Source organism: Helicovermis profundi (assembly GCF_033097505.1).
Classification (GTDB): Bacteria; Bacillota; Clostridia; order Peptostreptococcales; family Acidaminobacteraceae; genus Helicovermis; species Helicovermis profundi.
Genome location: NZ_AP028654.1, coordinates 21,751 through 43,381, shown reverse-complemented (window position 1 = coordinate 43,381; position 21,631 = coordinate 21,751). Strand labels below are relative to the sequence as shown.

The 21,631-nt window shown below is 26.6% G+C and carries 22 protein-coding genes and 1 other annotated feature; of the genes, 4 read left to right on the top strand and 18 right to left on the bottom strand.

All coding sequences use genetic code 11. The features are described 5' to 3' along the window. Positions 1 to 164: 164 nt before the first annotated feature. Positions 165 to 2,369 (bottom strand): M6 family metalloprotease domain-containing protein, encoded by a 2,205-nt coding sequence (locus tag AACH12_RS00195; protein ID WP_338536074.1) that lies wholly within the window; start codon positions 2,367 to 2,369, stop codon positions 165 to 167. A 366-nt stretch (positions 2,370 to 2,735) separates the two neighbouring features. Between AACH12_RS00195 and AACH12_RS00190 the strand changes: the two genes are divergently transcribed. Further along, positions 2,736 to 3,284: a Holliday junction resolvase RecU gene (locus tag AACH12_RS00190; protein ID WP_338536073.1), complete on the top strand. Its 549-nt coding sequence runs from the start codon at positions 2,736 to 2,738 to the stop codon at positions 3,282 to 3,284. 72 nt (positions 3,285 to 3,356) lie between these two features. Here AACH12_RS00190 and rsmA read toward each other — a convergent pair whose 3' ends face one another. From rsmA to AACH12_RS00160, 6 genes are all read right to left on the bottom strand, one after another. Continuing rightward, a complete protein-coding gene (rsmA, locus tag AACH12_RS00185; protein WP_338536072.1) occupies positions 3,357 to 4,232 on the bottom strand; it encodes a 16S rRNA (adenine(1518)-N(6)/adenine(1519)-N(6))-dimethyltransferase RsmA in 876 nt (291 codons plus the stop codon). 26 nt (positions 4,233 to 4,258) lie between these two features. Continuing rightward, the gene (gene rnmV, locus AACH12_RS00180; RefSeq protein ID WP_463670994.1) at positions 4,259 to 4,819 is read right to left on the bottom strand and encodes a ribonuclease M5; all 561 of its coding nucleotides are present in this window, start codon (positions 4,817 to 4,819) and stop codon (positions 4,259 to 4,261) included. Between the two features lie 16 nt (positions 4,820 to 4,835). Next, a complete protein-coding gene (locus tag AACH12_RS00175) occupies positions 4,836 to 5,888 on the bottom strand; it encodes a 3D domain-containing protein (RefSeq protein ID WP_338536071.1) in 1,053 nt (350 codons plus the stop codon). Between the two features lie 75 nt (positions 5,889 to 5,963). Next, on the bottom strand, positions 5,964 to 6,731 hold the full coding sequence (locus AACH12_RS00170; RefSeq protein ID WP_338536070.1) for a TatD family hydrolase: 768 nt from the start codon (positions 6,729 to 6,731) through the stop codon (positions 5,964 to 5,966). 21 nt (positions 6,732 to 6,752) lie between these two features. Further along, positions 6,753 to 8,684, bottom strand: a complete 1,932-nt coding sequence (metG, locus tag AACH12_RS00165) for a methionine--tRNA ligase (RefSeq protein WP_338536069.1) — start codon at positions 8,682 to 8,684, stop codon at positions 6,753 to 6,755. A 48-nt stretch (positions 8,685 to 8,732) separates the two neighbouring features. Further along, positions 8,733 to 9,128, bottom strand: a complete 396-nt coding sequence (locus AACH12_RS00160; RefSeq protein WP_338536068.1) for a hypothetical protein — start codon at positions 9,126 to 9,128, stop codon at positions 8,733 to 8,735. A 161-nt stretch (positions 9,129 to 9,289) separates the two neighbouring features. On the opposite strand from AACH12_RS00160, the gene AACH12_RS00155 reads away from it, so the two are divergent. Next, the gene (locus AACH12_RS00155; protein ID WP_338536067.1) at positions 9,290 to 9,535 is read left to right on the top strand and encodes an AbrB/MazE/SpoVT family DNA-binding domain-containing protein; all 246 of its coding nucleotides are present in this window, start codon (positions 9,290 to 9,292) and stop codon (positions 9,533 to 9,535) included. A 112-nt stretch (positions 9,536 to 9,647) separates the two neighbouring features. On the opposite strand, the gene rsmI is transcribed toward AACH12_RS00155, so the two are convergent. From rsmI to AACH12_RS00120, 7 genes are all read right to left on the bottom strand, one after another. Continuing rightward, the gene (gene rsmI, locus AACH12_RS00150) at positions 9,648 to 10,514 is read right to left on the bottom strand and encodes a 16S rRNA (cytidine(1402)-2'-O)-methyltransferase (RefSeq protein WP_338536066.1); all 867 of its coding nucleotides are present in this window, start codon (positions 10,512 to 10,514) and stop codon (positions 9,648 to 9,650) included. Beyond that, positions 10,489 to 11,262, bottom strand: coding sequence for a tRNA1(Val) (adenine(37)-N6)-methyltransferase (locus tag AACH12_RS00145; RefSeq protein WP_338536065.1), 774 nt, complete (start codon positions 11,260 to 11,262; stop codon positions 10,489 to 10,491). Before AACH12_RS00145 ends, rsmI begins: the two co-directional genes overlap by 26 nt. Further along, complete coding sequence (locus tag AACH12_RS00140; RefSeq protein WP_338536064.1) at positions 11,234 to 12,256, bottom strand: PSP1 domain-containing protein; 1,023 nt, start codon at positions 12,254 to 12,256, stop codon at positions 11,234 to 11,236. The genes AACH12_RS00145 and AACH12_RS00140 overlap by 29 nt, the downstream gene beginning before the upstream one ends. Before the next feature lies 1 nt (position 12,257). Further along, complete coding sequence (locus AACH12_RS00135; protein WP_338536063.1) at positions 12,258 to 13,235, bottom strand: DNA polymerase III subunit; 978 nt, start codon at positions 13,233 to 13,235, stop codon at positions 12,258 to 12,260. Positions 13,236 to 13,257: 22 nt separating this feature from the next. Then, positions 13,258 to 13,815: a signal peptidase I gene (gene lepB / locus AACH12_RS00130; RefSeq protein WP_338536062.1), complete on the bottom strand. Its 558-nt coding sequence runs from the start codon at positions 13,813 to 13,815 to the stop codon at positions 13,258 to 13,260. An 87-nt stretch (positions 13,816 to 13,902) separates the two neighbouring features. Further along, entirely contained in the window at positions 13,903 to 15,345 is a 1,443-nt protein-coding gene (locus AACH12_RS00125) for an aminotransferase class I/II-fold pyridoxal phosphate-dependent enzyme (protein WP_338536061.1), read from the bottom strand. Between the two features lie 63 nt (positions 15,346 to 15,408). Continuing rightward, complete coding sequence (locus tag AACH12_RS00120; RefSeq protein ID WP_338536060.1) at positions 15,409 to 15,621, bottom strand: hypothetical protein; 213 nt, start codon at positions 15,619 to 15,621, stop codon at positions 15,409 to 15,411. A gap of 206 nt (positions 15,622 to 15,827) precedes the next feature. Here AACH12_RS00120 and AACH12_RS00115 point away from each other — a divergent pair, with 206 nt between their 5' ends. Beyond that, a complete protein-coding gene (locus tag AACH12_RS00115) occupies positions 15,828 to 17,012 on the top strand; it encodes a pyridoxal phosphate-dependent aminotransferase (protein WP_338536059.1) in 1,185 nt (394 codons plus the stop codon). 151 nt (positions 17,013 to 17,163) lie between these two features. On the opposite strand, the gene serS is transcribed toward AACH12_RS00115, so the two are convergent. From serS to murI, 3 genes are all read right to left on the bottom strand, one after another. Continuing rightward, positions 17,164 to 18,438 (bottom strand): serine--tRNA ligase, encoded by a 1,275-nt coding sequence (gene serS, locus AACH12_RS00110; protein ID WP_338536058.1) that lies wholly within the window; start codon positions 18,436 to 18,438, stop codon positions 17,164 to 17,166. A gap of 54 nt (positions 18,439 to 18,492) precedes the next feature. After that, positions 18,493 to 18,680, bottom strand: a binding site (T-box leader). 75 nt (positions 18,681 to 18,755) lie between these two features. Then, positions 18,756 to 19,022 carry a hypothetical protein gene (locus AACH12_RS00105; protein WP_338536057.1) on the bottom strand — a complete coding sequence of 89 codons (267 nt, stop codon included), beginning with the start codon at positions 19,020 to 19,022 and terminating at the stop codon, positions 18,756 to 18,758. After that, a complete protein-coding gene (gene murI, locus AACH12_RS00100; RefSeq protein WP_463671006.1) occupies positions 19,019 to 19,801 on the bottom strand; it encodes a glutamate racemase in 783 nt (260 codons plus the stop codon). Before murI ends, AACH12_RS00105 begins: the two co-directional genes overlap by 4 nt. Positions 19,802 to 19,895: 94 nt before the next feature. Between murI and AACH12_RS00095 the strand changes: the two genes are divergently transcribed. Then, a complete protein-coding gene (locus AACH12_RS00095; protein ID WP_338536055.1) occupies positions 19,896 to 20,060 on the top strand; it encodes a uracil-DNA glycosylase in 165 nt (54 codons plus the stop codon). A gap of 725 nt (positions 20,061 to 20,785) precedes the next feature. Here AACH12_RS00095 and nadC read toward each other — a convergent pair. Continuing rightward, positions 20,786 to 21,619, bottom strand: a complete 834-nt coding sequence (nadC, locus tag AACH12_RS00090) for a carboxylating nicotinate-nucleotide diphosphorylase (protein ID WP_338536054.1) — start codon at positions 21,617 to 21,619, stop codon at positions 20,786 to 20,788. Between the last annotated feature and the right edge of the window lie 12 nt (positions 21,620 to 21,631).

Here is a 21,631-nt window from a genome sequence, read left to right as displayed (position 1 = left end):
CTTTTATAGCCGTATCAGTCGTTACTATTTTCATTTATTCACCTCATCATATTTCTGCCCCCCTACCGTACGGGGTGTGTCTTTATAATATGATACATTAAATCAAGTGTCAATGAACTTTTTGTGAACAATTTTAAAACTTTTATTATATTAAGGTATATATATTAATTATCAATATTTATTTTTAATTTTACTACATCTCCATCTTCAAGTATTTCAACACTTATACCACTATCTTTTCCATTATTTAGTTTTGATGAAGGTTTACTTGTATTATTAAAAATATTATAAGTATCTGATCTAAAGAATGGATTAAATTTATCTTTATTTTTTTTAGAATTAACATCTAAAAGTCCATATCCATTCTTACTTTCATTTGCCTCTTCTAGATCAACACCTTTTCTATCTTCATCGTTATTAACTTCATTAGCATTACTTTTTTCATTTATAACGCTATTATCAATATGCCAAATCAAAACACCTGATTTGCTTGCAAATTTTGATAAAGCTAAATCATAATCAACGAACTTTCTATTTTCTAAAAGAAAATATTCATCTTTACTAATATCAATTCTTAAAACATTATATTTCCCAGTATTTTTAGAATACAAATCATATTCACCTGATGTGCTTATATTAATAGGTTTAATAAATCCTAATTTTTCTTTGCTCCAAGGATCAAAATCTATTGGAATTTCCCCGATTTTACCATTTTGGGTATATAAATTTGTACCAGTAGACATTAAAGAAAATGGGCCAACTCCTTCAGATGTATAGTCTGTATCATATAAATCTAATAAATCAAATATATGGCCAATTTCATGACAAGCAACTGCTAAAGTTGACATATATGTACTTGGACTAATTGAAGAATCATAATTTAATTCACCAATCATGGCAAATGAGCTAATTGTTGTTTCATCTAAAAACAACTTACTATTTGAAACACTCGACATATGAGCGTAAATAGAAGGTGCATCTGCATTATCTTCTACATATTCATATCCAGCAACTACATTTACTATTATAAGTTCATTTGAATCAATAAAACCATTATTATTTAAATCATATTTTTTAAAATCAATGTATTTATCAACTTCACTAATTGAATCAATAAATACTTCATCACTCTTAGAAACATCATCTTTATAATTATAATGGTTTTTATTAAGTGTAACTCTAATAATCCCATCATTTTTTATATTTTGAGTTTCTTCAACAGGTATAAAATTCACAGTTCCATTTGAAGTATACTTATAAAAAGCTTTAACTGAATTATCATTTCCAAAGAAAAAATTATACCATTGTTTTTCTGAAGTTTTAAATTTAACATCATTAAATTCTGTCATAATTATTAAAACTTTCTGGTTATTTGCTATTTTAGATTTCTTTTTTGTGTATTTTATATTTACTTCTTCATCTACACCATTAATAAACTCTGTAATTTTACTTGCAGTACCATCATCAAAATATGTTACTCCAAGTTCTTTTTTACCCTCACCCTTAAATTCTCCTATATATTTAAAAGAATTTTTTACAACTTCTAAGCCCACACCCTTAAAATTAAGATATTTAGGATCAAATTCTCCTATATAATAATTACCATTCTTCCATATATATTTGCCAATAGTTGTACCAGTAATATCCTTTTTATAATAAATTTTATCTCCATTATCTAGTATTTCAGGAGTTAAATTATTTATTTCTATCTCAATCCTATTTACATAACTTTCTATATTTTTTATATAAGCTCGATTATTTGTATTATATACATTTTTTGACGTGATAATATCAGTTTTAGTATCATCTGCTGCATTATTTACCAAACTAACAATAGGATTTTCATTATTTAATTTAAAAATATTATTTAATGAATTTATTCTTAATCCATCATTTACAGCATATGAAATTTCAAATTTAAAAATATTATTAATATAAGTATAAGTTAATGGAAAATACAATATATCATTGTACATTAATACTGGAAATTTTTGATTTTCATTTTCTATTTTGATTCCATTGACTATAATATTTCGTTTTGGTAAATTTGCAATAAAATTTCCAATTGTTTTTTTTTCTACACTTTCATTAACAAACTTATAACTATAATTTGTATTATTTATATAGATATTCTTATCATCAAACCTTACTTCAAGACCAAGTGATTTAGAATTGTTCCAAGTCATAGGTAAATAAGTTATATCATTATAAATAAGTAGTGGATAATTTGTATTGTCATTTTCAACTTGTACATCATTTATTGTAATCATAAACGACGGTTTTATAAAACTATACTTAGATTCTGCATATGTTGGAATAGAATATAAACTTAATATCACTAAAACAACTATATAAAATTTTTTTTTCATATACACCTCTTCTTAACATTTTTATCAACAATTTTATCAACATTTATTAACATATTAACATTTTAAAACTTAAAATAGTTTGAAAATACATACTTCAATTATACCTTAGATTTGAATATTATATTATATTTTTTATATTAAATATGTTAAAACTAAAATAATACAAAATTAAATTCAAAAACTCTTCTTATTGTTCACTTATGTAATAAATAATAGCAATTCTTTATCTAAATTTTAATTTTTTAATATAAATTGTTCGTGTTATCCACATTATCAACATGTTGTTAACAATTTTATATCATTTAAAATATGATTTAATAAGTAAAAATGTTATAATTATTATAAAAAATATATAAAGAGGTACTTATGACAATTTGGAATTCACGTGGTTTAAGAGGTAGTGTACTCGAAGATTTATTGACTTTAACAAATGAATTTTACAAACAACAAAAATTAGCTAGAATTGATAAAATATCTGTGCCAATTAAAGTTACAGAGATAGATAAAAATAGAAATATTACAAAAGCTTTTTTTGAAAAAAAATCTACAGTTGATTTTTTAGGAATTATACAAGGAATTGCTGTTGCATATGATGCTAAAGAAACTAATCTAAAAAGTATTCCACTAAAAAATATTCATAAACATCAAATCGAATTTATGAAAGATTATAGTGATCAATCTGGTTTGTCATTTTTAATTGTTCACTTTAAAATATTTGATGAATATTTTGTTATTCCTTTTGAACTGCTATATACCTACTATATAAAAAGTGAAAATGGAGAAAGAAAATCTATACCCTATAAAAGCATACCAAAAGAATACCTTATTAACCGCCCAACAAACGGTATACTAAATTACCTACCCGTACTAAATACTTATTTAAAAAACAAAAAAAATAACTTAAACAATCTTTAATAAAAAAACTTAAACAGTAATAAATGATTTTATAGTCAAATATTACTGTTTATTATTTTACTTATTAGTATTTTAGTTTTCTACATCATTAACAAATTTATATATATTATTGCTTAACAATGCAAACTCATCAATTGATAATGTTTCTCCTCTTCTAATCGAATCAATATTACTGTTACTTAATAATTCTTTAGTTTGTTCTTTATTTATTCCAAGATTTCCACCTGATATTGTATTTAAAAGAGTTTTCCTTCGCATGGCAAATGCAGCTCTCACAACTCTAAAAAAGAAAGGTTTACTAAGTAATTTTACAGGAGGATTTTCTCTAATTTTTAAATGTATTACTGTTGATTCTACACTTGGTTGTGGCATAAAAACACTTCTTGGAACTTTCATAACAGTTGACGCCTTAGCGTAGTACTGAACTGCTACACTTAAGACACCATATGATTTTTTACTAGGTTTAGATACTATTCTCTCAGCAACTTCCTTTTGAACCATAACAATTATATCAGTAACATTTGCATTTTCTTCAAGTAGTTTCATTATAATAGGAGTAGTTATATAGTATGGTAAATTGGCAATTACTTTTGGAAACTTACCTCCAAATTCTTCTTCAATTATTTTATTAATATCTAGCTTTAAAACATCGCCATTAATTATTTTGATATTTTCAAATTCTTCTAATGTTTCTCCTAGAACTGGAAGAAGTGAGTTATCTATTTCAATTGCAACAATTTTATTTGCGATCTTTGCCATATCATACGTCATAACCCCAATACCAGGTCCAATTTCAATAACATTGTCGTTATTCGTAATTCCAGATCCATTTATAATATTTTCTACTGTAGTATTATCAATAAGAAAATTTTGACCTAACCTTTTTGAAAATCTAAAATTATATTTTTCCATAATATATTTAATCGTACTAGGTGATGTTAATCTCATTTTAAACTCCTTTAATCCAAATATTGTTAAATATTTGTGTTATTAGCTATAGCATTATATTCATTAATCGCATTCTCAAATTCTCTTCTTGTAACACCATATTTATTTAACCTTTTAAGAAATTGCTTTGAATTACCATAGCCAATACCTAAAATTTTACCAATTTCATTTCTATTTATAGCTGCATTGTTATTCCCTGTTAACCCATTTTCAAACATATCTTCATTTGTAAAAGTCTTATCATAATCTCTTTTCTCTGGTCTAACCTTTTTTAAAGCGTTAATAACACTTTCCTTTGAAGCATTTTCTATTCCAATATTATCATTTTTAGTGGCTTCTTCTTTAGATAAAAATGCATGTTTTGGATTATCTAACATTTTACTTAATCTTTCTCTAATTTTTTCACCCGCAAAATCCGGATCAGTAAAAATAATTATACCACACCTCTTATTAGCTTCTATAATTCTTTTAATAATTCTATCATTTAATCCCCAACCACTTGTTGTAATAACTTCTGCATCAACACTATTTTTTATTACTCTTTCATCATCTTTTCCTTCAACAATAATAACTTCCTTAATAATCATTTTTTCATTTTTCACCTTATTTACCATACCCTTTTATTAACTCGTCAGTAACATTATCGTCTATAACATATACTCTAACATTTCTTCTCCCATATCTCATAGCCGCTTTATTATCTCCAATAAATAAATCAATTCGATTTCCTTTTATAGCACTTCCTGTATCTTCGGCGGAAGCAAATCCATAATCTTTAGTTCTATCTAATGATTCAACATATAATTTTGACTTTAGAGGTATTACTTTAGGATCAACAGCAACAACACCAGGATGTGCTTTTGTTCCAGAAAAAGTTATTCCATATTCAGGGTTATCGGGATATTTACCACAGCTAGCAAAAGATAAATCATATGCTGAAGCCCTCATAATAATAACAGATTTATATCTAAATGGCATACCTCTACTCGTAACAAAAAGTTTATCAATACCTTTTTCTATAATTTCAGCTTTACTTTCAGTAACAATTTCGTTTTTTATAATTTTTCTCGAAACTTCTTTTCCATCTTCAGTCGTAATATTATAAGTAACATTTGTTAATCCATCTAATCCATCTGATATTTTTTTTATTTGTCCAGATTTAAGTTTTGTAGTCATTTTTATTATTGTATCGTATTTTACAATTTTTTTCTCAGTAACTAATTTTTTTTCAACTCTGATAATTTTTATAATATCTCCATCACTAACAACTATATTTTTTGATGGCAAAACTTTATCAAATTCACCTATATTTATAGAGTATTCCTTTAAAACATCAATCGCTAAGTTATTTGTTGAAAAAACCTCTTTTTCTATTCCATCATAATCTATTTCAATTTTCTTTGCTCTTATTATCGTTATTTCAAAATTCTTATCAATTTTTGTATCAACCGATGGGATAACCTTGTCTTTTTCATTTAATGCTATATTTGCTATATCCAAAATTTTATCAATTCTTTTAAGTGGTGTTTTTAAAACAATTTTTTTATCATTATCAATGATAACAATATCTTTCACTTGGAATTTTGAATAAGTATACACACTAAGACTGCTAAATAAAATAATTATACAAAGTATAATTATATCTTTTTTTCTCATTAGTCCTCCTTACAAATAGATAAAAATATCTTAGTTTTATTTATTCATAAAACTAAGATATCAAATATACTTACATTATACAATATTAAATACTTCTTTTGCATTATTAAATGTAATATTTGCAACATCATCAAAAGACATTTTTTTAAGCTCCGCCATTTTTTCACATGTATATCTTACATACATTGGTTCATTTCGTTTTCCGCGAAAAGGAGTAGGTGTTAAATAAGGAGAATCCGTCTCAATAAGTAATCTATCAATAGAAACATTTTGAACTACTTCAACAGTTTTCCTAGCATTTTTATATGTCAAGGGACCTGCTATTGATAAATAAGCGCCTAACTTAACATACTGACGAGCTAATTCTAAACTTCCAGAAAAGCAGTGCATTAACACCCCTGTTTCAAAAGAATTAACTTCTTTTAAAATTCTTAAAACATCTTCATTTGCATCTCTGTCATGTATAATAACTGGTAATTTTAATCTCTTAGCAAGTAATAACTGCTCTTTAAACCAGTACTTTTGTACTTGTCTTGGAGAATGATCATAATAATAATCAAGTCCAATTTCTCCAATAGCTTTAACTTTATCATTCCCAGTCATTTCTTCTAATATTTTTAATGTTTCTTCACTCATATTCTCCGCTTCATGTGGATGAACTCCTACTGCAGAGTATATAAAATCATATTTATTGCTAAGCTCAATTGAACGTTTAGAAGATTCTAAATCTGCTCCAGGGTTCATAATTAATGAAACTCCACTACTTAATGCTCTATTAATTACAAATTCTCTATCACTATCAAATTTAATAGAATCTACATGCGCATGAGAATCAAATAACATAACGCCTCCTAACTAGTATAACTATGAAACAGTAATTCCCGATTCTAAATCTGTAGTTACTAAATCAAGATTTTTTCCATCTGCTGCTGCTAATATCATACCCTCAGATTTAATTCCTCTAAGTTTAACTGGTTTTAAATTTGCAACCAAAATAACCTTTCTTCCGACTAAATCACTTGATTCATAATATTTTGCAATACCAGAAACAACTTGCCTTTCTTCTTCTCCAACTTTAAGTTTAAGTACAAGTAGTTTATCTGCATCAGGATGTTTAGACGCTGATAAAATTTCTGCAACTTTTAAATCTAATTTATCAAACTCATCAATAGTAATTTCAGCTTTAATCAATTTTTTCTTATTCTTTTTTTTACTTTTTTCTTTTTTAGGAAGACTTTTAGCAAGTTCTTCTAATTCTTTTTTTATATCAATTCGTGGAAATAGCGATTTTCCTTTTTTAACTTTAGTTCCAAATGGAAGTATTCCAAATTTACTTACAGATTCCCAATTTGTATATTTGCCTTCTTCAATACCAATTTGCTTCCATATTTCTCTTGCTGTATGCACCATAAAAGGCTGAATTAATACTGAAATTATTCTAATAGATTCAGTAAGATTATAAAGTACCTTGTCAAGATTTGCTTTCTCTTTTTCATCTTTTGCAAGTATCCATGGTGATGTTTCATCTATATATTTGTTAGTTTTTCTAACTAGCTTCCAAATTTCTTCAAGCGCATTTGAAAAATCTAATTTATCCATTTTCTCTTCAACTTTTAAATATACATTAACTGAAAGTTCCTTTAAAGAGTCATCAAATTCTGTTTTACCACTAGATTCAATAATAATTCCATCGTTGTATTTTTCAACCATAGCAACTGTTCTGCTTACTAAATTTCCTAAGTCATTTGCAAGATCAGAATTAATTCTATTAAGTAAAACTTCATTTGTAAATATTCCATCTTGTCCAAAACTATATTCTCTAAGCAAAAAGTACTTTAATGCATCAACACCATATCTATCAATTAGTACAACAGGGTCTACAATATTTCCCACCGACTTAGACATTTTTCCGCCTTCAAGAAGTATCCAGCCATGTCCAAAAACTTTTTTAGGAAGTGGTAAGTCAAGCGCCATTAACATAGCTGGCCAAATAATAGTATGAAATCTTACTATTTCCTTTCCAACTAAATGAACATCAGCCGGCCAGAACTCTTTAAATTTACCATCTTTGTCTTCAGGATAACCTAATGCTGTAATATAATTACTAAGTGCGTCTAGCCACACATAAATTACATGTTTTGTATCAATCGGAACAGGTATTCCCCAATCGAAAGATGATCTACTAATACATAAATCCTCAAGTCCTGGTTTAATAAAGTTATTTACCATCTCATTTACTCTTGATTTTGGTTCAAGAAACCCATCACTTTCAAGCAATTCCTGTAACCTATCTTGATACTTAGATAATTTGAAAAAATATGCTTCTTCTTTAGTCTTCTCAACAGGTCTTCCACAATCAGGACAATTTCCATCAACTAACTGTGTCTCAGTCCAAAATGACTCGCAAGGTACACAGTACATTCCTTCATATTCACCTTTATAAATATCACCTTTTTCGTAAAGTTTAATAAATATATCTTGTATAGCTTTTTCATGAAAATCATCAGTTGTTCTAATAAAAGTATCATACGAGATTTCCATTGTTTCCCAAAGCTTCTTTATATCTGATACAATTTCGTCTAAAAATTCCTTTGGCTTTTTGCCTAAATTTTCAGCTACTGTCTGAATTTTTTGACCATGCTCATCTGTACCTGTAACAAACATAACATCATAGCCAGCAACCCTTTTAAATCTTGCAATTGCATCAGCTGCTACAGTTGTATATGTATGACCAATATGCAGCTTTGCACTTGGATAATAAATTGGTGTCGTTACATAAAACTTTCCTTTACTCATAATTTACCTCCTAAAACTATATAAAATTCTACATTTTTTTATTAATATCTATTCATCTTTAGCTAAAAATTTATCTACTGCCTTTTTAGCCATAGTAGCAGTATGTAATACAGACGACATACTATCAACTACTGTATTATTATCTTTTATAACACCAGTTACAGATTCACTAGTTTCAGCGATATTATCAATTGTTCCTTTGAAAACTGATAAATCATATGCAACTTCTTTAGAAATATCATTAATATTTTTTGAAATACCAGGGGATTCATCTAAAACTTTATTAATACTTTCTTCATTATTTTTTATTATACCTTTTACCACTTTTAGCGATGAATATAAATTCTTAAGAAGTAAAATAATATATACTAATATACCACATAATAAAAGCCACAAAACAAACATACCAATATCTTTTAATGTAAATATAATTTCTCCATTCAAAAGCAATCACCTCTTTCAATAATATAGCTAAAATACATGTTTATTGTATCATAAATTATTTATACAAATAAGCCTTTTTAAAAATAAACATTGACTTTTATTTACAACTTTAGTATTATTTAATTGGGAAGAATAATATTATTGCACAATAGGAGGAATTTATGAAGTCAACAGGCATCGTAAGAAAAGTAGATGAGCTAGGTAGAGTTGTAATACCAATTGAGTTAAGAAGAACTCTAAGCATCGCTGAAAAAGATTCACTTGAGATTTTTACAGAAGGAGATACTGTTATTTTTAAAAAATATGAACCAGCATGTATTTTCTGTGGTCAAGCAAAAAACGTTATTAATCTTAAAGGTAAAAACGTTTGTCCAGAATGTATCAAAGAAATTGGTAATCTTAAGTAATTTTGTTTTTATGATAACTTATAAAAAAGTTGAAATTTATATAATTTCAACTTTTTTTATTTTATTTGTGCCATAGTATTCTAAATTTTCTCTAAATCCAAGAAATTACTAATTAATCATTATCAAAAGATTCTTTATACACATTTTTTTTCGGGATTTTTCTTAATTTGGCAATGTAGGTTATTGCGTCTTTTTTCTCCATGCCTTCTCTTATTAATTCATTTAACTGATCTTTTATAGAAACTGTAAATTCAATTTCATTTTTTTCTTCATTTAATGCGCCTTCAACAACTAGAACAAATTCACCACGCGGATTATTTTCCTTATAGTATTCAATCATATCACTTAAATTCATTCTATTATATTCTTCAAACTTTTTTGTTAATTCCCTTGCTGCAGAGCATTTTCTATCACCAAATACCGCGTAAATATCTTTTAAAGTGTTTTTTAATCTATGTGGAGCTTCGTAAAAAATTAAAGTTCGATCATCATATTTAATTTTTTCTAATCTACTAACCCTTTCTTTTTTAGACTTACCCAAAAAACCTTCAAAAGAAAATCTTCTTGTTGAAAGTCCAGATAAAACAACTGCGTTTATTAGTGCACTTGGGCCTGGAAGACAATAGGTTTCTATGTTTTCTTCTATACATCTCTTAATTAATTCTTCACCTGGATCTGAAATTCCAGGCATTCCTGCATCAGAAACTAATGCAATATTTTTCCCATTTTTAAGTTTTGAAATTAATGTTTGTTCAACTTTAAATTTATTATGTTCATGATAACTTAATAAAGGTTTTTCAATTTTTAAATGATTTAATATTTTAATTGTATGCCTTGTGTCTTCAGCCGCTATTAAATCTACCTCCTGAAAAATTCTAATAACTCTAAGTGTTATGTCTTCCAAATTTCCAATCGGAGTAGGGCATATATACAATGTTCCCATAATATCCATATTATTTTCCTCTTTTATCAAAAACATCTATTTTTACACCATCATAAATATCAAATATTTCATCTGTGTATGTTCCGTCATCGTTATAAACTATAAGTGGATCTAAAAATTTTAATTCTGAATTTCCAAATTTTGATGCCTTAATAAGCATAATATTTGGTTTCTTGCCTCTCTTTGGAGCTACAAATCTAATTTCCTTTGGCTCTAATTTATATTTTCTTAGTGTACATATAACATCAACCAATCTATGTGGTCTATGAATTAAAAAAAATTGACCACCGGGTTTTAACATATAATTAGTATTTCTTGCTATATCATCAAAAGTACACATTACTTCATGTCTTGATATAGCTTTATAGTCGCTAGGATTAAGTAATGCTCCTCCGCTAGTAAAATATGGCGGGTTAGAAATAACAACATCAATAGAATTTTTCTTAATATGTTTTTCTACGTTATTTAAGTCATCGTTTATTATAGTAATTTTGTTTTCTAAATTATTTAACTTCACGCTTCTTAAGGCCATATCATAAACTTCATTTTGTATTTCAAATGCTATAATATTCTTAACATTTGTTTTTTCTGATATTAGTAAAGGAATTATTCCTGTTCCTGTTCCAAGATCAACTGCAATTTGATTATTTTTTATTTTTACAAAATTAGATAATAGTACTGCATCTATCCCAAAGCAAAACCCTTTTTTATTTTGAATTATTTTAAGCCCATTAAGTTGTAAATCATCAATTCTTTCATTTTCTTTTAACAAATTTTTGCTCACTTTTAACCTCTTGTTTTTTATAATCATTCTTTTTATTATCTTGTCTATTATAGTTCTTTTTCTTATTATTAGTTGGTCTTTTTTTACTAGATTTTTTTGTTTCATCTAACTCTTCAAGTTCTTTCATAGTTTCAACATCTAATTTTTCATGATCGTCTTTATTTTTAATTTTTTCAATTCTCTTAATTTCGTCTTTTCCAAATATCAAGATTTCATCTTCTAACTCATGTTTTTTATCCTCAGAGATTAATCTCACTTTAACATTTTCATGTAAAATACTACTATTAACAACTATTGCTTTTCCACTAGGAGTTATTATTTTTTCCCCACGTACAGGCATTACTTTTCTAAGATCTTTATAAGTATTATATTCATATTTTAAGCAGCACATTAATCTACCACATACTCCAGATATTTTTGATGGATTTAAAGATAAACTTTGATCCTTTGCCATTTTTATAGAAACTGGAGCAAAATCACCTAGCCAATTTGCACAGCAAAGTCTTAAGCCACAAGGTCCGATTCCATTAACCATCTTTGCTTCATCTCTAACTCCAATTTGTCTTAATTCTATTCTTGTTTTAAACACAGAAGCTAAATCTTTTACCAAGTCTCTAAAATCAACTCTACCTTCAGCAGTAAAATAAAAAATTACTTTATTATTATCAAATGTATATTCAACATCAATAAGTTTCATGTCCATTTCATGTTTTTCTATTTTTTCAACGCATATTTCAAAAGCTTCTTTCTTCTTTTTCTTATTCTGTGCATGCGTAATATCATCTTCTTCAGTAGAAACCCTTAAAACCTTTTTTAGTGGTTGAACTATTTCGTCATCTGGAACATTTCTTTTTCCAATAACAACTTTTCCATATTCTATGCCTCTAGCCGTTTCTACTATTACATTTTCATCTCTTTCTATTTCAATATTATCGGGATCAAAATAATAAATTTTTCCCGCTTTTTTAAATCTTATTCCAACAACCTCTATCATTTTAAACCTCCTGAATTTTTAAGAACAAATCTTCTAAAACAAGTGCATAATTTACGTATTTCTCAAGTTTATTCCTAGAACTAGAAATAAACTCCAAACACTGTACTAATTTATTAATTTCGATTGTTTTCGATTGTTTTTTTAGTATATCTACTTTATCAATATTAAAAAGAACTTTTTCGTCATCAAATAAGCTTAATAAAAGTAAATCTCTAAACCATATCTCAAGCAAATTTAAAATTTCATATTGATTATTTTTAAGGTCTTCAAAGTTCTTTAGCATATCAAATAATTCACACTTTTTTTTATAAATCAGTATATTGGATAATTCCATAACTTTATCTCTTAAATTCATAAAATTATCATTATCTATTAGTTTTCTTGCTAAAACAATTGAACCATTTGAAAATTTTGAAAATATCCTAGATTTTTCAAAATCAACTCCATTATTAATCAAGAATTCGTTAATTTCTTCATCTAATAAATTATTAAAATTAATACTTTGACACCTTGATACAATTGTCTGAACAAGTGAAGATTTTCTTGCAGTAATAAGTATAATTAATGCATACTTAGGTGGTTCTTCTAATATTTTTAATATTCTATTTTGCGCACTTATTGTCATAAGTTCAGAATTATCAATTACAACAATTTTCTTGTCATTTTCATTTGGTTTTATGTGAATAAATTCTTGAAATTCTTCGATTTTTTCATTCTTTATTGAATTACCCTCAGCTTCAATAAGCATAAAATCTGAATGATTTAAAGTATTAAATTCCACACAACTCTTACAAATGTTACAACTATCATCTGTCGCATTTTTACATAATATATACTTTGATATTTCTAAAGCAACTTTCTTCTTACCAATTCCAGATGAACCTTCGAATATATAACTATGAGATATTTCATCTTTTCTAATTGTTTTAAGCAAAAATTTAATATTCTTTTTGTGTCCTATTACGCTACTTATACTCATAAATACCTACTTTTTTGAATAATTAATTCACTTTACCAATTTTATTAAATGGAAGTATTCTAAATAATACTTTACCAATTATCTTATCTCCTTTAATTGTACCAACTGAAGGGTATCTACTATCTAAACTATGACTTCTATTATCCCCCATCATAAAGTATTCATTATCTCCAAGCTTTTCAATATAAATTGTTCCATTTGTTGGAGACCCTAAGTAAGGTTCATCCATAAGTTTACCGTTAATATATACTTTTTCATCTTCTATTTTTATTGAATCTCCAGGTACTCCTATAACCCGCTTAATCAAATTCTTACTAGAATTCGTATTCACATAAAGCCTTTGAATTATATTAAGTTTTTTCACATCACTTGATGTAATTTTTAAATCACTTTTAAACGAAACAATATCACCGTATTTAACATTTTCTGTTCTTTTTAATATTAACAAATCTTTTTCTACTAATGTTGGGTTCATTGATATACTATAAACCATTGTAGGTACAAAAAACATATTTATTAAACCTACAAAAATAACTGCAAATATTATTGATTTTATCCACTCTATTATCTCTTTTTTCATTATTTAATCTCCTTTAAAACATACTACTATCCAATCAATAGAATTATTCTAATCAGTTAATTATATCAGAAATTTACTTAACAAACATTATATTTCTACAACTCTTAATGAATAATTCGGCTTATTTGTTATTCCTTCCACTTTAAAATCACTAAAAAGCATTTTTTCAAGCTTATTTACTAATGACAAATTAATAATTTCACCTGGCACTAAAATTGGAATTCCTGGAGGATAAGGAATTATAAAATCATATGATACTCTCCCAACGCTTTCTGATAATAATATTTCTTCAAAATTAAATGTTTTGGTAATATAGCTATTATATTTTTGTTTTGGAATTTTATTTAATAAAATTAATTCAAATTCATTCTTTTTTTTATCCATAGTTTTCTGATTTAGATATATATCTATTTCTTTTAACGAAGTGAATAATCTATCAAGATCATTTTTTGTTGTCGCAATTGAAGCTATAAGTAAAATCATAGTTTCGGTTGAATATTCAATTTGAATAGCATATTTTTTTCTTAGTATTTTTTCCAATTCATAGCCTAGAATCGCTCCACAATTTATACCAATATTAATTTTAAAAGGATCTACTTTAATATTACTATAACTTTGCATAATATATGAATTTTGAAGATAAAAATTATTAAGAGTACATAATTTGCTCTTGAATATTTCAAACTCTTTTAAATATAAATCAACATAATTTTCGCCATTCTCAATTGCCATATCTATACTTATATCTAAAGATGTCATTAATAAATATGAAGGAGAGCTGCTTTGAAAAACACTTAAAAAATATTTAAATTTATCTAAATCAACTCTTTTGCTATTGTAATGTATAATAGCACTTTGTGTAAGTGAAATAAGCATTTTATGAGTACTTTGAACAATAATATCTCCACCTAAATCCACAGCAGAACTAGGTAATTTATTATTAAGTTTAAGATGTGCTCCATGAGCTTCATCAACTAGCACTATTATATTTTTACAATGTGCATATTCTATAATTTTATTTATATTATAACAGACTCCGCTATAAGACGGATACGTTAATACTACTGCTTTTATAGATGGATTCTTATCAATAATATTAAACATTGTTTCTTCATCTGGTCCAATATTTAATTTCGTTTTGTCATCAAAATTAACTGGTGCATATAATACATTCAATTTATTAATATAAATTGAATTGTGCACTGATTTATGACAATCACGAGTAATTAAAATAGTATCATTCATCTCAAGCGATGCTGAAATCATACTAAGAATACCCGCAGTAGTTCCATTAACAATAAAAAAAGACTCTAAAGAATTATAATATCTAGAGGCTTTTTTTTGACTTTCTAATATTATTTCATTTGGTGAATGTAAATTATCACTTCCCTCAATTTCTGTTAAATCCATTTTTAATATATCAATATCTTTGAAATACTCTTTTAACAAACGACCATTTTTATGACCAGGAACATGAAATGATATTAATTCTTCATCTAAAATTTTTTTTATACCACTATATAAATCCATAATAGCTTTTCCTTTCTTTTTATAGGTATACACACTATATATAACACAATTTTTACACATTGTTTATCTATATAATCTTAATCTATCTTTATCATTTGAAACGCTTTCATTAAGTATTTTTCCACCTTTAATACTTTTAAATCTTTTTGTTCTTCTAATATTTTCTCTCTTTCTTGCTATTAAATAATCTTTAAAAATATCTCTAATAAAATAAATAAACATAGAAATACATATAAAAAAAATAAAAATTAAAACTACAATTTTAAAAAATCCCATAATAACCCCACATTAATAATAGTAATTACATTTCATTATAGCAAATATCGACATAAATAAGTATATCCTTAAATATTTTTATTAAATTAAGATTATTTTGTTTTTTTCTAATTTATTAATGTGTTTTTTAGCTCTTAAATGTTATAATCGGATAAAAGAAAGATAATGTGTTTTATTAAATAAATCAATAAAAGTGAGGTTTCAATATGTTTTCAAAAAAAATAAGTAACATAAGTCCATCATTTACAATTGGTATTAGCACAAAAGTCAAAGAACTTAAAAATAGTGGTATTGATATACTTAATTTAAGCATAGGTGAACCAGATTTTTTAACTCCTGAAAATGCTAAAAATGCCGCAATCGAAGCTATTCACAATAATATTACTAAATATGATGCTGCAGCGGGAAATAAAGAATTTAGAAAAGCTATTATAGACAAATTAAAAAAAGAAAATAATTTAGAATATGATATTGATCAAATAGTTATATCAAACGGAGCTAAGCATGCAATAACAAATACATTAATTGCTCTATTAAATCCTGAAGATGAAGTTATTATTCCAAAACCATACTGGGTAAGCTATCCTGAAATGGTTAAATTAACTGGTGGAGTTCCAATATTTGTTGATACGAAAAAAGAAAATAATTTTAAATTAACAAAAGAAGAATTAATAAAATCAATTACAAATAAAACAAAGGCAATTTTTATTACTAATCCTTCAAATCCAACCGGAGCTGTATACACAAAAGAAGAATTAATAGAAATAGCCAATATATGCGTTGAAAATAAAATTTTTATATTAGCTGATGAAATCTATGAAAGAATATTATATGTAGATAATTTCACTTCAATAGCAAGTTTATCAAAAGATATTTATAATTACACTATTACTATAAATGGCTTATCAAAATCTGCTGCTATGACTGGTTGGAGACTTGGATATACTGCTTGTAGAAAGGATCTTGCAAAAATTATTTCTAGTATTCAAGGTCACTTGGTTTCTCATCCCTGTACTGTTTCTCAAGCAGCTGGAAAAGAAGCTTTAATATCTTGCACTAATGACACTAAAAAAATGTTAGAAGGGTATACTAAAAGAAGAAACCTTGCAATTAAAATGTTTAACAAAATAGATGAAATTGATATAATTCAACCTGATGGAGCATTTTATATTTTCATGGATATTAGTAAAATTAAAAAAAATGTAAACTTTAAGGATAGTTTTTCAATTGAAGTATGTAATGTACTACTTGATAAATTTAAATTAGCTTTGGTTCCAGGTATTGCATTCGGTAATGATGATTTTCTAAGAATGTCTTATGCTGCTGATATAAATGATGTTGAAGAAGGCATAAACAGAATCGCAAAATATATTGAAACAGTTAAAAAGTAACTTAAAATATATAATAATTATTCTAAAAATGTAAAAATACTAAGTTTAATATGGTTAATCTCCATATAAACTTAGTATTTTTTTTATGATAATTCAGTATTAGATTCAATTAACAACTTGTAATAATTTATAGTTTTTCATTACATATTTTTTATTTAATATAATCTTTTCCATTAAAATAAGGTTTTAATATTTTTGGTATTTTAACACTTCCATCTGCTTGTTGATAATTTTCTAATATAGCTGCAACCGTTCTACCGACAGCTAAGCCTGATCCATTTATAGTATGAACATACTTAACTTTCTTTGTTGAATTATCTCTATACTTGATATTAGCTCTTCTAGCTTGATAATCTTCAAAATTTGAACAAGATGATATCTCAACATACCTATTATAGCTTGGCATCCAAACTTCGATATCATAAGTCATTGCAGAACTAAAGCCCAAATCTCCGCCACATAATTTTACAACCCTATATGGTAATTCTAATCTCTTAAGAACATCTTCAGCAGAAAGCAGTAATTTTTCAAGTTCATCATATGAATTTTCTGGCCTTGCAAATTTAACTAATTCAACCTTATTAAATTGATGCTGCCTTATTAACCCTCTAGTATCTCTTCCAGCAGATCCTGCTTCTTTTCTAAAACAAGGTGTATAAGCTGTATGACAAATTGGGAGTTCATCTTCACTTAAAATTTCATTCATATAAAGATTTGTAACAGGTACCTCTGCAGTTGGAACTAAGAAGAAATCTTTTGATGGAATATGAAACATGTCATCTTCAAATTTTGGAAGCTGACCCGTTCCTATCATTGCATCTCTATTTACCATAAAAGGTGTCATAACTTCAATAAAGCCATGCTCTTCTATATGAAGATCAAGCATAAAATTAATAAGAGTCCTTTCAAGTTTTGCGCCAGTTCCCTTGTATACAGTAAATCTTGAACCAGCAATTTTTGTTGCTCTTTCAAAATCTAAAATATCTAAATTTTGACCAATATCCCAATGAGCTTTAGGTTCAAAATCAAATACATTAGGTTCCATAAATTTTTTAACTTCTATATTATCTTCATCTGAATTTCCAACAGGTGTTCCGTCTACAGGCATATTAGGAATAGCAAGTAACATATTTTTAAGTTCAATATCAACTATTTTAACTTTATCATCAAGTTCTTTAATATTTTCTGAAAGTTTTTTTAAGCTTTCCATTAATTTACTTGTATCTTTTCCCTCTTTTTTTAACGTTGGAATCTCTTTAGAAGCCAATTTCTGTTTATTTTTCATTTGCTCAACCTTTTGCAAAATATCTCGTCTTTCTTTATCTTTTACAATAATAGATTCTAATCCAAAATCACCTTTTCCTCTAAGTGCAATCCTTCCTTTAACATCTTCGAAGTTTTCTCTTATTCTTTTTATATCTAACATATTAACCTCCTTAAAACATAGTATTCAAAAAAAAAACAAAACTCCTCATCCCTTGAAAGGGACGAAAAGTAATTTCCGCGTTGCCACCCTAGTTGATTAAATAATCCACTCGAACCAATAACGGCTGGTACCGTCTAGAATTACCTAGATTTAATGGGTAGATTCAAAAAATTTGAATATCGATTTACACCTAACACCGACTCTCTAAAAAACAAAATTATTTTACTTTTCCCAAATACTTATATATATATTTTGAAATATGATAACATAATAATTTCATGAAGTCAAATTTCTTAAGAATAAAATTATATTTATGCTTATAACTTTGACTTAATTAAATTAAATACTTTTCTATCCGATATGTTTATTTCCTTCTTTAACTCTTTAGGGGATATTTTTAATATTTTAATCATTTCTTTAAAAGAAGCTGGTTTTTCATTATCAATACCATATCTAAGTCTAATTATTTTTTCTTGATTATATGTTAACGAGTTTTCATTTACTAATTTTTCAATTTTCAAGCTTAAATTTTTAAAATTTTTTCTATCTATATTTTCCAAATCATCACTCTCTTCTAGTATCACTTAGCATTTTCACTATAAATTTTCAATAATTTCTTTGACCTTAAAACATCTTCTTCACTACCTGAATTATTAAATTCTATATGTTGATTAGAATTTTCCGTATTCAATATTCTATTACTTTTTAAAATACTTTTTAAATTATTTACAGTTCCAACATTTCCATCTATTATATTAATAGCATTTCCTACAATTGATTTTATAGTGCTTTTTAAAAACACAAAATGAGTACACCCTAAAACTATTGTTGAAATCTTTGATATATCAATAACTTCAAAACATTTTTCTATTTCCCTAATTGCTATTTTTCCATCTACGATTCCATTTTCAACAATCTCAACTAAATTAGGACAAGGAATTTTTACTATCTTTCTATTTGTTCCATATACTTTTAACAAATTATTAAATTTTTTTTCTCGTAGCGTAACTTCTGTAGCAAGAACTGCAATCAGTCCATCGTAATTCTCTATCGCAGGTTTAATTGCAGGCTCCATACCTATAATTGGCACATTATATCTTTGTCTTAATATATTTATTGAGGCACTAGTCGCCGTATTACATGCAACAACTATTGCTTTTACATTTTTTTTAATCAAATAATTACATACATTTTCTGATAATTCCATTACTTCTTCTGTTGTTTTTATGCCATAAGGTGCATTTTTTGAATCTCCATAATATATAAAATTTTCTTTCGGTAAAATTCTAATGCAATCAGCAAGAACAGATATACCTCCCATTCCAGAATCAAATATACCTATCGAATTTTTATTATCCAAAATACAATCACATCCAAATTCTATTAATATATAAATTATATAATAAATATTATATAATAAATATATCAATTTACTAATACTATAAAGGTGAGGCCTTATGAATAAAATCAACTGCAACAAATGTATATATTATTATATAACATGGGACAAAATTAATCCAAAAGGATGTAAATTTTTCAAATTCAAATCAAAGCAAATGCCATCTATCATTGTATTAAAATCTTCTGGTAATCCATGTAAAGCATTTATAGAGAAAAAATGACAAATAATATAAAAATCCGCCTTTGTGAGTAAACTCACAGGCAATGTTTTAATATTTAAATAAATGCAGTGCTCATACTCGCCAATCTCTCTTCGTTCGATTCGCTGAGTATAGGGCTAACGCCCTATGACAAGTAATATAAAAATCCGCCTTTGTGAGTAAACTCATAGGCAATGTTTTAATATTTAAATAAATGCAGTGCTCATACTCGCCAATCTCTCTTCGTTCGTTTTGCTGAGTATCGGGCTAACGCCCTATGACAAATAATATAAAAATCCGCCTTTGTGAGCATACTCACAGGCAGTGTTTTAATATTTAAATAAATGTAGTGCTTATACTCGCCAATCTCTCTTCGTTCGATTCGCTGAGTATCGGGCTAACGCCCTATGACAAATAATATAAAAATCCGCCTTTGTGAGCATACTCACAGGCAGTGTTTTAATATTTAAATAAATGTAGTGCTTATACTCGCCAATCTCTCTTCGTTCGATTCGCTGAGTATCGGGCTAACGCCCTATGACAAATAATATAAAAATCCGCCTTTGTGAGTAAACTCACAGGCAGTGTTTTAATATTTAAATAAATGTAGTGCTTATACTCGCCAATCTCTCTTCGTTCGATTCGCTGAGTATCGGGCTAACGCCCTATGACAAATAATATAAAAATCCGCCTTTGTGAGTAAACTCACAGGCTTATTTTTATATTATTTGTCGCACTGCTTTTTGTTATAGTATATTCATGCTTATATCTAATGCTTTTGCTGAGTGTGTTAGCGCTCCTACTGATATTATGTCCACTCCCGTTAAGGCAATATCATAAACTGTATTTATATTTACTCCACCAGATGCTTCTAATATTGCTTTTTTATTGTTTATTTCTACAGCTTTTAACATTGTTTTGTTGTCCATATTATCTAACATAATAATATCTGCATTTTCATTTAGTGCTTCTCTTAATTCATCTAAATTTGTAACTTCAACTTCTATTTTTATAGTATGACCAATTTTATCTCTTATTATTTTAACGGCATTTTTAATTGACCCTGCCGCTTTAATATGATTATCTTTAATCATTACACTATCTGAAAGATTATATCTATGATTGAAACAATTTCCTACAGTAACTGCATATTTTTCAATAATTCTTAAATTAGGAGTTGTCTTTCTAGTGTCTACAATTTTTACATCTAAAGCTTTTACTTTATCACTAAATAGTTTGGATAAAGTTGCAATTCCAGACATCCTCTGAAGTATATTTAATCCTAATCTTTCACCTTTCAACAAATTTCTTGTCGAACCAGATAATTTGATGACATCTTTCCCTTTTAATATATATTCGCCTTCATTTACTAATAATTCTACATCTATATTTATATCTAACAATTCATATAAACGCTCTATTAAATTGGTACCACAAATTACTCCATCTTCTTTAAATGTAATAAAAGCTACCGATTTACTATTCTTATCAATTAAATTATCTGTTGTAATATCATTATAAGTAATATCTTCTTTTAAACCATTAATTAAAATTTCATCAACTAAAAATTGATTAATCATATATTTTCATCC

What these genes read in the sequence shown, in the direction of transcription:
- AACH12_RS00195 (WP_338536074.1), bottom strand. Translation starts at nt 2,369, where the DNA reads ATGAAAAAAAAATTTTATATAGTTGTTTTAGTGATATTAAGTTTATAT.
- AACH12_RS00190 (WP_338536073.1), top strand. Translation starts at nt 2,736, where the DNA reads ATGACAATTTGGAATTCACGTGGTTTAAGAGGTAGTGTACTCGAAGAT.
- rsmA (WP_338536072.1), bottom strand. Translation starts at nt 4,232, where the DNA reads ATGAGATTAACATCACCTAGTACGATTAAATATATTATGGAAAAATAT.
- rnmV (WP_463670994.1), bottom strand. Translation starts at nt 4,819, where the DNA reads ATGATTATTAAGGAAGTTATTATTGTTGAAGGAAAAGATGATGAAAGA.
- AACH12_RS00175 (WP_338536071.1), bottom strand. Translation starts at nt 5,888, where the DNA reads ATGAGAAAAAAAGATATAATTATACTTTGTATAATTATTTTATTTAGC.
- AACH12_RS00170 (WP_338536070.1), bottom strand. Translation starts at nt 6,731, where the DNA reads ATGTTATTTGATTCTCATGCGCATGTAGATTCTATTAAATTTGATAGT.
- metG (WP_338536069.1), bottom strand. Translation starts at nt 8,684, where the DNA reads ATGAGTAAAGGAAAGTTTTATGTAACGACACCAATTTATTATCCAAGT.
- AACH12_RS00155 (WP_338536067.1), top strand. Translation starts at nt 9,290, where the DNA reads ATGAAGTCAACAGGCATCGTAAGAAAAGTAGATGAGCTAGGTAGAGTT.
- rsmI (WP_338536066.1), bottom strand. Translation starts at nt 10,514, where the DNA reads ATGTTTTTGATAAAAGAGGAAAATAATATGGATATTATGGGAACATTG.
- AACH12_RS00140 (WP_338536064.1), bottom strand. Translation starts at nt 12,256, where the DNA reads ATGATAGAGGTTGTTGGAATAAGATTTAAAAAAGCGGGAAAAATTTAT.
- AACH12_RS00135 (WP_338536063.1), bottom strand. Translation starts at nt 13,235, where the DNA reads ATGAGTATAAGTAGCGTAATAGGACACAAAAAGAATATTAAATTTTTG.
- lepB (WP_338536062.1), bottom strand. Translation starts at nt 13,815, where the DNA reads ATGAAAAAAGAGATAATAGAGTGGATAAAATCAATAATATTTGCAGTT.
- AACH12_RS00125 (WP_338536061.1), bottom strand. Translation starts at nt 15,345, where the DNA reads ATGGATTTATATAGTGGTATAAAAAAAATTTTAGATGAAGAATTAATA.
- AACH12_RS00120 (WP_338536060.1), bottom strand. Translation starts at nt 15,621, where the DNA reads ATGGGATTTTTTAAAATTGTAGTTTTAATTTTTATTTTTTTTATATGT.
- AACH12_RS00115 (WP_338536059.1), top strand. Translation starts at nt 15,828, where the DNA reads ATGTTTTCAAAAAAAATAAGTAACATAAGTCCATCATTTACAATTGGT.
- serS (WP_338536058.1), bottom strand. Translation starts at nt 18,438, where the DNA reads ATGTTAGATATAAAAAGAATAAGAGAAAACTTCGAAGATGTTAAAGGA.
- AACH12_RS00095 (WP_338536055.1), top strand. Translation starts at nt 19,896, where the DNA reads ATGAATAAAATCAACTGCAACAAATGTATATATTATTATATAACATGG.
- nadC (WP_338536054.1), bottom strand. Translation starts at nt 21,619, where the DNA reads ATGATTAATCAATTTTTAGTTGATGAAATTTTAATTAATGGTTTAAAA.